The following is a 12,978-nucleotide window of genomic DNA, read 5'->3' on the forward strand; positions in this document are numbered from 1 at the left end:
TGAAGTCAGACCGGAAGGACTGGTGGAGCGCTTAGAAGTGAGAATGCCGGTATGAGTAGCGAAAGACGGGTGAGAATCCCGTCCACCGAATGCCTAAGGTTTCCTGAGGAAGGCTCGTCCGCTCAGGGTTAGTCAGGACCTAAGCCGAGGCCGACAGGCGTAGGCGATGGACAACAGGTTGATATTCCTGTACCACCTCTTTATCGTTTGAGCAATGGAGGGACGCAGAAGGATAGAAGAAGCGTGCGATTGGTTGTGCACGTCCAAGCAGTTAGGCTGATAAGTAGGCAAATCCGCTTATCGTGAAGGCTGAGCTGTGATGGGGAAGCTCCTTATGGAGCGAAGTCTTTGATTCCCCGCTGCCAAGAAAAGCTTCTAGCGAGATAAAAGGTGCCTGTACCGCAAACCGACACAGGTAGGCGAGGAGAGAATCCTAAGGTGTGCGAGAGAACTCTGGTTAAGGAACTCGGCAAAATGACCCCGTAACTTCGGGAGAAGGGGTGCTTTCTTAACGGAAAGCCGCAGTGAATAGGCCCAAGCGACTGTTTAGCAAAAACACAGGTCTCTGCGAAGCCGTAAGGCGAAGTATAGGGGCTGACACCTGCCCGGTGCTGGAAGGTTAAGGAGAGGGGTTAGCGTAAGCGAAGCTCTGAACTGAAGCCCCAGTAAACGGCGGCCGTAACTATAACGGTCCTAAGGTAGCGAAATTCCTTGTCGGGTAAGTTCCGACCCGCACGAAAGGTGTAACGATTTGGGCACTGTCTCAACCAGAGACTCGGTGAAATTATAGTACCTGTGAAGATGCAGGTTACCCGCGACAGGACGGAAAGACCCCGTGGAGCTTTACTGTAGCCTGATATTGAATTTTGGTACATTTTGTACAGGATAGGCGGGAGCCATTGAAACCGGAGCGCTAGCTTCGGTGGAGGCGCTGGTGGGATACCGCCCTGAATGTATTGAAATTCTAACCTACGGGTCTTATCGACCCGGGAGACAGTGTCAGGTGGGCAGTTTGACTGGGGCGGTCGCCTCCTAAAGTGTAACGGAGGCGCCCAAAGGTTCCCTCAGAATGGTTGGAAATCATTCGTAGAGTGCAAAGGCATAAGGGAGCTTGACTGCGAGACCTACAAGTCGAGCAGGGACGAAAGTCGGGCTTAGTGATCCGGTGGTTCCGCATGGAAGGGCCATCGCTCAACGGATAAAAGCTACCCCGGGGATAACAGGCTTATCTCCCCCAAGAGTCCACATCGACGGGGAGGTTTGGCACCTCGATGTCGGCTCATCGCATCCTGGGGCTGTAGTCGGTCCCAAGGGTTGGGCTGTTCGCCCATTAAAGCGGTACGCGAGCTGGGTTCAGAACGTCGTGAGACAGTTCGGTCCCTATCCGTCGTGGGCGTAGGAAATTTGAGAGGAGCTGTCCTTAGTACGAGAGGACCGGGATGGACGCACCGCTGGTGTACCAGTTGTTCTGCCAAGGGCATAGCTGGGTAGCTATGTGCGGAAGGGATAAGTGCTGAAAGCATCTAAGCATGAAGCCCCCCTCAAGATGAGATTTCCCATAGCGTAAGCTAGTAAGATCCCTGAAAGATGATCAGGTTGATAGGTTCGAGGTGGAAGCATGGTGACATGTGGAGCTGACGAATACTAATAGATCGAGGACTTAACCATATAATATGAAGCAATGTTATCTAGTTTTGAAAGAATATAAAAAACTTATTGACTTTAAAATTTGAATAAGTTAAAATGATTCTTGTCTTAAATGAATACAGTCTGGTAATGATGGCAGAGAGGCCACACCCGTTCCCATACCGAACACGGAAGTTAAGCTCTCTAGCGCCGATGGTAGTTGGGACCTTGTCCCTGTGAGAGTAGGACGTTGCCAGGCAAAATGGAGGATTAGCTCAGCTGGGAGAGCACCTGCCTTACAAGCAGGGGGTCGGCGGTTCGATCCCGTCATCCTCCACCATATATGTCGGAGGGGTAGCGAAGTGGCTAAACGCGGCGGACTGTAAATCCGCTCCTTCGGGTTCGGCAGTTCGAATCTGCCCCCCTCCACCATTCTTAATTAATGGGCTATAGCCAAGCGGTAAGGCAACGGACTTTGACTCCGTCATGCGCTGGTTCGAATCCAGCTAGCCCAGCCATTAAGAGCCATTAGCTCAGTTGGTAGAGCATCTGACTTTTAATCAGAGGGTCGAAGGTTCGAATCCTTCATGGCTCACCATTTTAACAAAATATGCGGGTGTGGCGGAATTGGCAGACGCACTAGACTTAGGATCTAGCGCCTTTGGCGTGGGGGTTCGACTCCCTTCACCCGCACTTTTAATAAAATAACTCAAACATGTCTTGCGGAAGTAGTTCAGTGGTAGAATACAACCTTGCCAAGGTTGGGGTCGCGGGTTCGAATCCCGTCTTCCGCTCCAATTTTCAATATGACATGCCGGGGTGGCGGAACAGGCAGACGCACAGGACTTAAAATCCTGCGGTGGGTGACCACCGTGCGGGTTCGACCCCCGCCCTCGGCACCATATGCGCCCGTAGCTCAATTGGATAGAGCGTTTGACTACGGATCAAGAGGTTAGGGGTTCGACTCCTCTCGGGCGCGCTTTTATTAACGGGAAGTGGCTCAGCTTGGTAGAGCACCTGGTTTGGGACCAGGGGGTCGCAGGTTCAAATCCTGTCTTCCCGATATTCCCAAAAACATGGGGCCTTAGCTCAGCTGGGAGAGCGCCTGCCTTGCACGCAGGAGGTCAGCGGTTCGATCCCGCTAGGCTCCACTTTATTTATTATATGGTCTCGGAGGTATACCCAAGTTCGGCTGAAGGGATCGGTCTTGAAAACCGACAGGCGGTGAGAATCGCGCGGGGGTTCGAATCCCTCTACCTCCTCCATTTTCTTTTTAAATGGTTTAGATACATATAATAATAAATTTTTATTTTTCCTTCATGGAGGTATACCCAAGTTCGGCTGAAGGGATCGGTCTTGAAAACCGACAGGCGGCGAGAGTCGCGCGGGGGTTCGAATCCCTCTACCTCCTCCATTTTTAAAAAAACATTATATTGTCGCGGGGTGGAGCAGCACGGTAGCTCGTCGGGCTCATAACCCGAAGGTCGCAGGTTCAAATCCTGTCCCCGCAACCAAATGGTCCCGTGGTGTAGTGGTTAACATGCCTGCCTGTCACGCAGGAGATCGCCGGTTCGACCCCGGTCGGGACCGCCATTTATGTTGGCTCGGTAGCTCAGTCGGTAGAGCAGAGGACTGAAAATCCTCGTGTCGGCGGTTCGATTCCGTCCCGAGCCACCATTTTTTTATGCCGACTTAGCTCAATTGGTAGAGCAACTGACTTGTAATCAGTAGGTTGGGGGTTCAAGTCCTCTAGTCGGCATCCTTTAGGGGCATAGTTTAAAGGTAGAACTGAGGTCTCCAAAACCTCCAGTGTGGGTTCGATTCCTACTGCCCCTGTAAAGTATATGGGCCTATAGCTCAGCTGGTTAGAGCGCACGCCTGATAAGCGTGAGGTCGATGGTTCGAGTCCATTTAGGCCCACCATATATATTATTCCGCAGTAGCTCAGTGGTAGAGCTATCGGCTGTTAACCGATCGGTCGTAGGTTCGAGTCCTACCTGCGGAGCCATGGCCCGTTGGTCAAGTGGTTAAGACACCGCCCTTTCACGGCGGTAACACGGGTTCGAATCCCGTACGGGTCATAAAAAAAGAGTCAGCAATATGCTGACTCTTTTTTATTTTGTGGAATTCTCCTTTATCAACTGATTTTCCTGAAATAAATAAAGGGATTTAGGAAAAGCTATGGTATGTATAAAAAGGAGGAGATACAAATGACACGAGTGAGAGACTTTATGAGTACTCATGTTGTACATTGTACACCGCTAGACAACGTATATGAGGCTGCTGTAAAGATGAAAGAAGAATCGATTGGATTGATTCCAGTTGTTGAAAATGAGCAAGTTGTTGGGCTTGTTACGGACCGAGATTTAGTTGTTCGTGGGATTGCTGAGAAACATCCTGGATCTAATAAAATTACAAATGTAATGACAACAAATATTGTTTCAGTTTCTCCAGATGATTCTATTGAAAAAGCTACAGAGTTAATGGCACAGTATCAAATTAGACGATTACCAGTAGTTGAGAGTGGTCAACTCGTTGGGATGTTAGCACTAGGTGATTTAGCTATAAGAGAATCGGCAGATGATCAAGCGGGATTTGCTTTAAGTGAAATTTCGGAGCATACGGAATGAAGAGAGACGTTCCTTAGTGGGATAAGTTACGTATAAAAATCAGATGCATTATTCTAGTATATATGGATTAAACTAATATGTTAGCATGATGTATCTGAGACATTATATAATATAAGTATACAGTTAGTAATTTCGACAGTTATTTAAAATTTGTCATTCCTAATTTTAAATAAGAGAAAAAATGATATACTGATAGATATAAGTATTATGAAAGATTTCGAATATAACAATATTTATTGTTAACGATGTAATAATGGATTAATATTTCCTATGTAGACAAAAGGGAAGGGGAATTATATGAGGGCTGTACAGCGCGATCCAAATTGGAATTTGGTTACAGATACATATATAGAACCAAATAATTTCGCTGAATTATTTTCTTTGCTTGTACCTTGTCATCCAAAAGGTGAAGGGAAAGAACGAACTATATTAGTGTGGAAAGAAAAAGAATTTTATAAAGAAGAAAATTTAGCGGCATTTATCGTATATGGAATGGATAAAGTAAAGAATTTACCGCAGTTTCATAAAGATGAAATTCCAACTCTAGTACGTATTCTTCGCTTATGCCAAGAGATTGGTTGGTATGAAGAAGCAAATACTTTTATGATAACTCAAGGACTAGCTGAGTTTGTTCACACTTCATTGGAATATGAAACGTGGGATCTGTTGACGCAAGCGGTTGCTTTAAACTATTTAATTATTAAATATCGTATTGGTGAATTGACTGATGGGGATGTAGAAATTTGGGATAGGGTTAAATTTAATGAGAAATGTATAACGGATTGTAAACATTTATTATCTCATAAAGAAGTATTGGAATTTACATTCTTTTATATGTGTAAGAGAGCTAAATTACTATCAAAAGAGCAATTAAATAGTGATATGATGAGTCTAGCGATGTATTGTAATACGTTTGTGTATGACTTATACACACATGACTTATTACGAAAATATCGTAAGTGTACAGATTTCCTATCATATTATGGACCTAGTCAAGCGGTGTTAGCTTGTCAAAGAGCTGTACTTTCTCAAATTTCAGATCGATTAGACCCACTCAAGACTACTCATGTAGATGATTATTTATATGTAATGAAAGAAATGATGGAGCATATGACGATAGGAATAATGGATCGATATGATCATTTTATCGGGAAGTTATTATCATATGTGCCATTTTTCGAAATGATTCAAGTTCCACAACATGCATATTATTGTGAAGAATTGCTGTATATTTGTAAAGGCATTGAATATAAAGAAGAAATATTACGCAATTATATATTTATACAATTACATGATTGTTTACCATCATTCTTTAAACTATTTCTTAAAAATAAACGTTATGCAACAATTCATGATATTCTGTTCTATTGGTGTGATGATGAACAAAGAATGAGCTTAGAGAAAAAATATAACCTTAGCTTTATTTATGAAAAATATGCTTGTGGATAAAGAGCATTTTCTATATAAAAAATTTATATAAATTAAAAAGGATCTCAAGTTTATGTGAGATCCTTTTTTTATTAGTAAAGCAAGGAGAACGTAATTAAGACGAGAAATAACATTCCATAAAGGATAAATTGTGCTGTATTGCTTCCTTGTATACCAAAAAAAGTATTTATTTTGGTGTATACATTCAATATATATTTTAGCGGATTATCTTTGAAAGATTGATACACAGTGTCTCCTCTTTCTAAGCTTCTTGTTCGTGTTTTTTGGTATTAGGAACATGAATGTATCTAGCTATGAATAATAAAACAGCCATAAAGAATACAGGAAATACGGTAGATAAATAAAAACCATTACTAATAATATTTGTTATTAGGGCACTTAATAGAAAGATGGCATTATATATATGGGCAATTTTTTGTTTTAGTTGTACTTGAAAGGATTCCATCATAATTTCTAAAGCAACAAAAGCAATGATAATAGATAAAAATACAGTGTTTGTATTGTAAATGATTAAACAACAGATTAAACCTAAAAAGGCTAAGTATTCAATTAAGAGAGGTATATTGCGTTGCATACAATTTACCTAACTAAATATGGCAGTGGGTTTACTGCATTTGTTTTTTCAAAATTCCATTCTCCATTGTGTAACTCAAAATGAAGATGTTGCCCGTATGAATGACCTGTGTTGCCCATATGACCTACTAATTGTCCAGCTTGTACTTGATCACCAGCTTGTACAGTGCGATCTTTCATGTGTGCATAGACTGTTGTATATAATTTCCCGTTTATTTGATGGGCGATGAACACAACATTGCCATAGCTAGCTGAATAATATGATTTCACAACTTTACCTGCAGCTGCCGCCTGGATAGAGACATTACCTTGAGCTGCAATATCTATACCATAATGCATTTGTTCCCAACGTATATCAAAGGTTGAGCTAATTCTTCCTTGAGTAGGGAATTTGAAAACTGCTGGAATGGAAGTAGGTTGAGCCGTTTGAGCTTGTGATTGTGATTGATTTTGCATCACATAATGTTTTGCTACGTATCCGTATCCTGTGCCAAAACGAATTTTATACCAAGTTCCTACAGTTTCCACTACTTGTATTTGTGTACCATTTTGTAATGAACCAAGTAGTGCACTACTTGTACTAGCGTTGCCACGTACATTAAGTTTAGGTGTTGCAACTGTGTATTTCGTATTATTTTGAACTGTGATGCCTTTTACTAAAGGCTGTGAACCATTAGATACGAATGCTTTTTGTACGTAACCTGTTTTGCCATTATGTAAAATTTTATACCACTCGCCTTGTTCTTCTTGAATGGTAACGAATTTCCCATTTGGTAATACATCTAAAATTGAAGATTCTAAATTAGGTTCAGAACGAACGTTTAATGCATTGGCATTAACGATGTATTGATTAGTAGATTGAAGTTTGTTTTTTAGTAGAATAGCGTCTTTTTGTACGTAACCTACTTTATTATTAACAGATACTTTATACCAGCCATTAGTTGTTTCAAGTATGTTTACTTTCGTATTAAAGCGAATTGTATCAATTGAAGAGCTATTTGCGTTATTTTTTGTATGTAAGGCTACTTGATCGACTTTGACATATCCAGTTTTCACATTAGATAATTGTTCAGCGTTGGCTGTTTGTACATTTGTTTCTCCCATAGAAGGAAGTAAAGAGGCAATTGCGACAGTAGTTGCTGTTAAAGCAGTAGCTTTCATATTCATATAATAGAGACCTCCTCTAGTTGTATAGTTGTAATTTTATTATAGTATAAAGATATAATATAGTGGGTGTATTCACATAAATGTAATATGAAATCAATATAAAAATAAATTTTTTGAGGATAATGATTCCTTTTTATTCAATTAATTAGGATAATAATTTCTAAGATAGAATATAAGTATTATATAGTTTTGTTATTTTGTTGACAATTGAGAAAATTAAAACAGTTGATGATGTCTTATTACGATGTTATACTGACAGTGATAATTTCATAGTTTGCTAGGAGAGCTGGTGTTGCCAGCTGAGAGTAGGCCGTAAGCCTTTGATCCTTTTCATTACCTGATCTAGATTATGCTAGCGTAGGGAAGCAATTCGGACACTAATAATAAGTCCCCGTTTCTTTGCGTATAGAAACGGGGCTTTTTTGTTTGAAAATTTCATATTGAAACCACTAGGGGTGCTTGTTGTGCTGAGAGAGGAATAATCCTTAACCCTTACAGACCTGATCTAGGTAATACTAGCGAAGGGAAGTGGAGCAACGAATAAATTATAATTTTATTTGCTGTAACCACTTCTTATTTAGAAGTGGTTTTTTATTTAAATACACATACCGGAAGGGGATAGGGAAATGAAATTTTGCGATAGATTATTAGAAACTGTACAACCAGTTTGGGAGATGAGTCATAATCATCCGTTTGTAGTAGGTATGGGGGATGGCACGTTAGAAAAAGATAAGTTTCAGTATTACATTATTCAAGATTATTTATATTTGTTAGATTATGCAAAGCTATATGCGATTGGTGTTGTAAAAGCAACGAATCCACAAGTAATGGGGAAATTTGCTGAACAAATTGATGGCATATTAAATGGAGAAATGACAATCCATAAACAATATGCAAAAAGACTGGGAATTTCTATAGAGGAGATAGAGTCTGCAAAGCCATCTGCTAAAAATTTAGCTTATACAAATTACATGATGTCTGTATCTCAAAATGGCACACTTGCGGAATTAATAGCAGCACTTCTTCCATGTATGTGGAGCTACTGGGAAATTGGAAAGCGTTTAAATGATATTCCTGGAGCAAGAGATCATGAGTTCTTTGGTGAGTGGATTCAAGGATATAGTTCTGAAGAATACGGTAACCTTTGTATTTGGTTAATCGATTTATTAAATGAAATGGCAGTTAGAAAGTCTGAAAAAGAGCTAGATCGATTAGAGGAGATTTTCCTATATTCCAGTCGATTTGAATATTTATTCTGGGATATGTCCTATCGTAAGGAGATGTGGGGATTTGAGGAGCAAGAACATACTACAGTTTCATAATGTTTCTTTTCATTATGATGAGAAACCAATCATCAATGAATTAAATGCTTCTATACAAGATAAAGAGTTTGTAAGTATTATCGGACCGAGTGGATGCGGGAAAAGTACTCTATTTCGCCTTATTACAGGTTTAGAAGAAGTAAGTACTGGGCAGATAGAGCTGACAGAAACGAAGAGCCATCCTGTAGGGTATATGCCCCAAAAAGATATGCTCCTGCCGTGGCGAACGATTATTGAGAATGCTGCTCTGCCACTAGAGTGTCAAGGTGTACAGAAGAAAGAAGCACAAATAAAGGCCAAGGAACTGCTACATAAATTTGGCTTACAAGGGTATGAGACAAAATATCCGAAAGATTTATCTGGTGGTATGAGACAACGCGTATCTTTTATTCGAACTTTATTAACAGGCGGGGAAATATTGTTGTTAGATGAACCGTTTAGCGCGTTGGACGCTTTAACGAAGGCATCTTTGCAAGAATGGCTGTTTGAACAATGGAAAGAGTGGGAAAAAACAATTTTATTTATCACTCATGATGTGGAAGAAGCGTTGTTTCTTTCTAATCGAATTTTAGTAGTAGAGCAGCAACCGATAACTACTTTAACCGAGAGGATTGTACCGCTTGATCGTAATCGAACAAGAAAAGATTTATATAAGCCTGAAGTGTTAGCGCTTAAAGATGAGCTTCTTAGTATGTTACAAAGGCAGGTACTCGTATGATGAACCGGTTGAAGGAGCTATTACCTGCCCTTACACTTTCTAGTATTTTACTTGCCTTTTGGGAAGTAGGCGCAAGAATCGTAGATGAAATGTACATTTTACCGTCACCGTCTGCAATTGTGATGAAGATATGGAAACTAAAAGATATATTATTTACGGTTCATTTGCCGGCAACCTTATCGGTCGTTTTAATAGGGGTGGCTATTTCTATCGTACTTGGGGTAGGGCTAGCGATGTTAATGAATGCGAGTAATTGGATGGAGAGAGCATTTTATCCATTATTAGTTGCCTCACAAACGATTCCTATTACAGCGCTTGCGCCGCTTTTCGTTTTATGGTTTGGATATACGATCTGGAGTAAGGTTGTTGTTACTGTTTTAATTACGTTTTTCCCAATTGCGGTCAATACGTATGATGGACTACGCAGTACGAAAAAAGAATGGGAGGAGCTCTTAGTTACCTATGGGGCAACGAAAAAAGATGTTTTTCTTAAATTAAAGTTACCATCTGCTCTTCCTTATTTTTTCTCAGCTTTAAAAATTGCAGTTCCGCTTAGTGTAATTGGGGCAGCAATCGGTGAGTGGCTCGGTGCACAAGCTGGGCTTGGATATTTCAGTAAAAGAATGATGACACAGTTAGACGGAGCCGGTGTATTTGCACCCATTGTATTGTTATCATTATTAGCTATTTTCTTCGTCATACTTATCTCAGTATTAGAAAAGAAATTTATTAGTTGGAGGAAGTATTCATGAAATTTTTAAAACGCATCTTTGTGTTGACATTATTAGTTGCAATGATTACTGGATGTTCTAGTAACTCAGCGTCAGATAAGGGTAAAAAGGAAAAAGAAATAACGGTCATGCTTGATTGGTACCCAAATGCGGTACATAGCTTTATTTATGCAGCAATTGAAAAAGGCTATTTTAAAGAAGAAGGAGTAAAGGTGAATATAAAATTCCCTTCTAATCCGACTGATCCATTAACTTTAGCAGCTGCAGGAAAAGTAACGGTTGGTTTATATTATCAGCCAGATGTTGTCATGGCAAAAGCAAATGAACAAATTCCAGTGAAATCAATTGGAGCTGTCGTACGTTCACCATTAAATCATGTTGTATCGCTGAAATCAGCAGGCATTCAATCGCCAAAAGATTTAGAGGGGAAAACAGTTGGATATTCTGGAACACCTTTAAGTGAGATGTATTTAAAAACGATGGTAAAAGAAGCTGGTGGTAATCCAGATACAGTGAAAGTAGTCGATGTTGGCTTTGATCTAGTACCGGCATTAATTACGAAGAAAGTGGATGCGGTAACAGGGGCATACATTAACCATGAAGTACCTGTTATGCGTCATGAAGGTCATGAACCGGCGTACTTTAATCCAGCTGATTACGGTGTACCGAATTATCATGAGCTTGTATTTGTAACAGGTGATAAAACGTTGAAAAAAGATAAAGAAGCGTTACAAGCCTTCTTACGTGGTACGAAAAAAGGCTATGATTTCATGAAGAAAAATCCAGATGAAGCATTAAATATTTTATTAAATCATCAAGAAAAAGAAAACTTCCCACTTGTACCAGAAGTTGAAAAAGAAAGTATGAAAATTTTATTAGAGAAAATGGAAACGAAAGATGAGCCATTCTTATCAGATTCAAAAGAATCATGGGAAAAACAAAATAAATGGCTGAAAGATAAAGGAATGACGAAAGAAATCGTTCCGGCCGATGAGTTATTCGAAAACATTTTAAAGTAGGCGAATGAATATGAAAAATGAGCTTCATGTAATCTCAAATGGTCACATGTCATTCGAAGAGTTAGTGAATGTAGCGATGCAAATTGAAAGTGAGATTGACTATTTGCATATTCGTGAGCGTGAGAAAAGTACGAAGGATTTGTATGAAGGTGTGGAAAGTCTTTTGAAGAAAGGCTTTCCGGCATCAAAAATAGTGATAAATGATCGAATTGATATCGCTATTTTATTAAACATTCCACGCGTGCAGCTCGGATATCGAAGCGCCAATGTAAGGTCAGTGAAAGAAAAGTTTTCTTATTTGCATGTCGGCTATTCTGTACATTCTTTAGAAGAGGCGATCGATGCATTTAAGAATGGAGCGGATTCCCTCGTCTATGGTCATGTATTTCCGACAGATTGTAAAAAAGGTGTGCCAGCGAGAGGGCTTGAAGAGGTTTCAGGCATTGCAAAGTGTTTATCCATACCGATTACAGCAATTGGCGGAATTACCACGGAAAATATCGGGGATGTTCTTACTAACGGTGTCAGTGGTATTGCTGTTATGTCTGGGATTATAAGTAGTAGTAACCCGTATAGCAAAGCGAAATCTTATAAGGAATCAATAAGAAAGTGGGCGGAAAAACATGTGTAAGAAGTATGATGTAGCGATAATTGGCGGTGGTGTAATCGGTAGTTCAGTTGCACATTTTCTAGCAGAAAGAGGACATAAAGTAGCGATTGTAGAGAAGCAAAGGATTGCATCTGAAGCTTCGAAAGCAGCTGCTGGTTTACTCGGGGTTCAGGCAGAATGGGATGCATATGACCCGTTATTTGAACTTGCTAGAGAAAGCCGTGCTATATTTCCACAACTTGCAGCAGTTTTACGTGAAAAAACAGGCATCGATATTGGGTATGAAGAGAAAGGCATTTATCGCATTGCCCAAAATGAAGATGAGAAGGAAAGAATTCTTCACATTATGGAGTGGCAGCAGAAAACAGGTGAAGATTCTTACTTTCTAATGGGAGATCGTTTACGAGAGAAAGAGCCGTGTCTATCTGAGTCAATTATAGGTGCTGTATATTATCCAAAAGATGGTCATGTTATTGCACCAGAGCTTACGAAAGCATTCGCACATTCCGCATCAATTTCGGGTGCTGATATATATGAACAGACAGAAGTGTTTGATATTCGTATTGAAAATAATAAAGTGACTGGGATTGTTACAAGCGAAGGTATTATGGCGTGCGAGAAAGTTGTGATTGCGGGTGGTTCATGGAGCACGAAGTTACTAGGTTATTTTCACCGCGAATGGGGTACATATCCAGTTAAAGGAGAAGTAGTAGCGGTAAGAAGTAGAAAACCACTTTTAAAGGCACCTATTTTCCAAGAAAGATTTTACATTGCCCCAAAGCGTGGTGGACGTTACGTAATTGGAGCAACGATGAAGCCTCATACGTTTAATAAAACAGTGCAACCAGAAAGTATTACTTCTATATTAGAGCGCGCGTATACAATATTGCCAGCTTTAAAAGAAGCAGAGTGGGAAAGCGCATGGGCAGGGTTAAGACCTCAATCGAATCACGAAGCTCCTTATATGGGAGAGCATGAAGAAATAAAAGGTTTATATGCTTGTACTGGACATTATCGAAACGGTATTTTATTAAGTCCTGTTTCTGGTCAGTATATGGCTGATTTAATAGAAGGAAAGCAGGAGAATCATTTGCTAGATTCATTGCTTTCTAAAACAGTTTAGAAAGGGGATG

General features: G+C 40.1%; 10 protein-coding genes, 20 tRNA genes, 2 rRNA genes and 2 riboswitches (1 of these 34 running past the window's edge). Of the genes, 30 read left to right on the forward strand and 2 right to left on the reverse strand.

All coding sequences use genetic code 11. The features are described from left to right. The 24 genes from NHG49_RS03980 to NHG49_RS04095 all read left to right on the forward strand — a co-directional run. A 23S ribosomal RNA gene (locus NHG49_RS03980) occupies window positions 1–1,668 on the forward strand (it extends 1,254 nt beyond the left edge of the window). A gap of 101 nt (window positions 1,669–1,769) precedes the next feature. After that, window positions 1,770–1,885: ribosomal RNA gene (gene rrf / locus NHG49_RS03985) — 5S ribosomal RNA — on the forward strand. 5 nt (window positions 1,886–1,890) lie between these two features. Beyond that, window positions 1,891–1,966 (forward strand) — tRNA-Val (locus NHG49_RS03990). Window positions 1,967–1,974: 8 nt separating this feature from the next. After that, window positions 1,975–2,058: transfer RNA gene (locus NHG49_RS03995), tRNA-Tyr, on the forward strand. A gap of 11 nt (window positions 2,059–2,069) precedes the next feature. Next, window positions 2,070–2,144 (forward strand) — tRNA-Gln (locus NHG49_RS04000). 4 nt (window positions 2,145–2,148) lie between these two features. Continuing rightward, window positions 2,149–2,224, forward strand: a tRNA-Lys gene (locus tag NHG49_RS04005). Window positions 2,225–2,238: 14 nt separating this feature from the next. Continuing rightward, a tRNA-Leu gene (locus tag NHG49_RS04010) sits at window positions 2,239–2,319 on the forward strand. A 29-nt stretch (window positions 2,320–2,348) separates the two neighbouring features. Beyond that, a tRNA-Gly gene (locus NHG49_RS04015) sits at window positions 2,349–2,423 on the forward strand. Between the two features lie 16 nt (window positions 2,424–2,439). Beyond that, a tRNA-Leu gene (locus tag NHG49_RS04020) sits at window positions 2,440–2,528 on the forward strand. A 3-nt stretch (window positions 2,529–2,531) separates the two neighbouring features. Beyond that, window positions 2,532–2,605, forward strand: a tRNA-Arg gene (locus tag NHG49_RS04025). A 10-nt stretch (window positions 2,606–2,615) separates the two neighbouring features. Then, window positions 2,616–2,689, forward strand: a tRNA-Pro gene (locus NHG49_RS04030). 15 nt (window positions 2,690–2,704) lie between these two features. Beyond that, window positions 2,705–2,777, forward strand: a tRNA-Ala gene (locus NHG49_RS04035). A 21-nt stretch (window positions 2,778–2,798) separates the two neighbouring features. After that, a tRNA-Ser gene (locus NHG49_RS04040) sits at window positions 2,799–2,891 on the forward strand. A 56-nt stretch (window positions 2,892–2,947) separates the two neighbouring features. After that, window positions 2,948–3,040 (forward strand) — tRNA-Ser (locus NHG49_RS04045). A gap of 23 nt (window positions 3,041–3,063) precedes the next feature. Then, window positions 3,064–3,140 (forward strand) — tRNA-Met (locus NHG49_RS04050). 3 nt (window positions 3,141–3,143) lie between these two features. Further along, a tRNA-Asp gene (locus NHG49_RS04055) sits at window positions 3,144–3,219 on the forward strand. 8 nt (window positions 3,220–3,227) lie between these two features. Then, window positions 3,228–3,303 (forward strand) — tRNA-Phe (locus NHG49_RS04060). Between the two features lie 9 nt (window positions 3,304–3,312). Further along, a tRNA-Thr gene (locus tag NHG49_RS04065) sits at window positions 3,313–3,385 on the forward strand. 6 nt (window positions 3,386–3,391) lie between these two features. Then, window positions 3,392–3,462 (forward strand) — tRNA-Trp (locus tag NHG49_RS04070). Window positions 3,463–3,472: 10 nt separating this feature from the next. Then, a tRNA-Ile gene (locus tag NHG49_RS04075) sits at window positions 3,473–3,549 on the forward strand. 10 nt (window positions 3,550–3,559) lie between these two features. Next, window positions 3,560–3,634, forward strand: a tRNA-Asn gene (locus tag NHG49_RS04080). 1 nt (window position 3,635) lies between these two features. Then, window positions 3,636–3,707 (forward strand) — tRNA-Glu (locus NHG49_RS04085). Between the two features lie 129 nt (window positions 3,708–3,836). After that, window positions 3,837–4,256: a CBS domain-containing protein gene (locus NHG49_RS04090; RefSeq protein WP_000199001.1), complete on the forward strand. Its 420-nt coding sequence runs from the start codon at window positions 3,837–3,839 to the stop codon at window positions 4,254–4,256. 297 nt (window positions 4,257–4,553) lie between these two features. Further along, the gene (locus NHG49_RS04095) at window positions 4,554–5,705 is read left to right on the forward strand and encodes a DUF3965 domain-containing protein (RefSeq protein WP_046956752.1); all 1,152 of its coding nucleotides are present in this window, start codon (window positions 4,554–4,556) and stop codon (window positions 5,703–5,705) included. Window positions 5,706–5,946: 241 nt separating this feature from the next. On the opposite strand, the gene NHG49_RS04100 is transcribed toward NHG49_RS04095, so the two are convergent. Together NHG49_RS04100 and NHG49_RS04105 are read right to left on the reverse strand one after the other, a co-directional pair. Next, complete coding sequence (locus tag NHG49_RS04100; protein WP_088047986.1) at window positions 5,947–6,279, reverse strand: hypothetical protein; 333 nt, start codon at window positions 6,277–6,279, stop codon at window positions 5,947–5,949. 5 nt (window positions 6,280–6,284) lie between these two features. Beyond that, on the reverse strand, window positions 6,285–7,445 hold the full coding sequence (locus NHG49_RS04105) for an SH3 domain-containing protein (RefSeq protein WP_088047985.1): 1,161 nt from the start codon (window positions 7,443–7,445) through the stop codon (window positions 6,285–6,287). Between the two features lie 269 nt (window positions 7,446–7,714). Further along, window positions 7,715–7,826, forward strand: a riboswitch (TPP riboswitch). 60 nt (window positions 7,827–7,886) lie between these two features. After that, a riboswitch (TPP riboswitch) is annotated at window positions 7,887–7,989 on the forward strand. Between the two features lie 82 nt (window positions 7,990–8,071). On the opposite strand from NHG49_RS04105, the gene tenA reads away from it, so the two are divergent. The 6 genes from tenA to thiO are packed head-to-tail and all read left to right on the forward strand — an operon-like array spanning window position 8,072 to window position 12,968. Further along, on the forward strand, window positions 8,072–8,767 hold the full coding sequence (gene tenA, locus NHG49_RS04110; protein WP_088047984.1) for a thiaminase II: 696 nt from the start codon (window positions 8,072–8,074) through the stop codon (window positions 8,765–8,767). Further along, window positions 8,736–9,485 carry an ABC transporter ATP-binding protein gene (locus NHG49_RS04115; RefSeq protein WP_088047983.1) on the forward strand — a complete coding sequence of 250 codons (750 nt, stop codon included), beginning with the start codon at window positions 8,736–8,738 and terminating at the stop codon, window positions 9,483–9,485. The genes tenA and NHG49_RS04115 overlap by 32 nt, the downstream gene beginning before the upstream one ends. Then, a complete protein-coding gene (locus tag NHG49_RS04120; protein WP_078182938.1) occupies window positions 9,485–10,237 on the forward strand; it encodes an ABC transporter permease in 753 nt (250 codons plus the stop codon). Before NHG49_RS04115 ends, NHG49_RS04120 begins: the two co-directional genes overlap by 1 nt. Continuing rightward, complete coding sequence (locus tag NHG49_RS04125; RefSeq protein WP_088047982.1) at window positions 10,234–11,235, forward strand: ABC transporter substrate-binding protein; 1,002 nt, start codon at window positions 10,234–10,236, stop codon at window positions 11,233–11,235. The genes NHG49_RS04120 and NHG49_RS04125 overlap by 4 nt, the downstream gene beginning before the upstream one ends. A 10-nt stretch (window positions 11,236–11,245) precedes the next feature. After that, window positions 11,246–11,866 carry a thiazole tautomerase TenI gene (gene tenI / locus NHG49_RS04130; RefSeq protein WP_088047981.1) on the forward strand — a complete coding sequence of 207 codons (621 nt, stop codon included), beginning with the start codon at window positions 11,246–11,248 and terminating at the stop codon, window positions 11,864–11,866. Next, window positions 11,859–12,968: a glycine oxidase ThiO gene (gene thiO / locus NHG49_RS04135; RefSeq protein WP_064473924.1), complete on the forward strand. Its 1,110-nt coding sequence runs from the start codon at window positions 11,859–11,861 to the stop codon at window positions 12,966–12,968. The genes tenI and thiO overlap by 8 nt, the downstream gene beginning before the upstream one ends. Window positions 12,969–12,978: the final 10 nt, after the last annotated feature.

It is taken from the genome of Bacillus sp. IBL03825, assembly GCF_024712505.1.
GTDB lineage: Bacteria > Bacillota > Bacilli > Bacillales > Bacillaceae_G > Bacillus_A > Bacillus_A wiedmannii.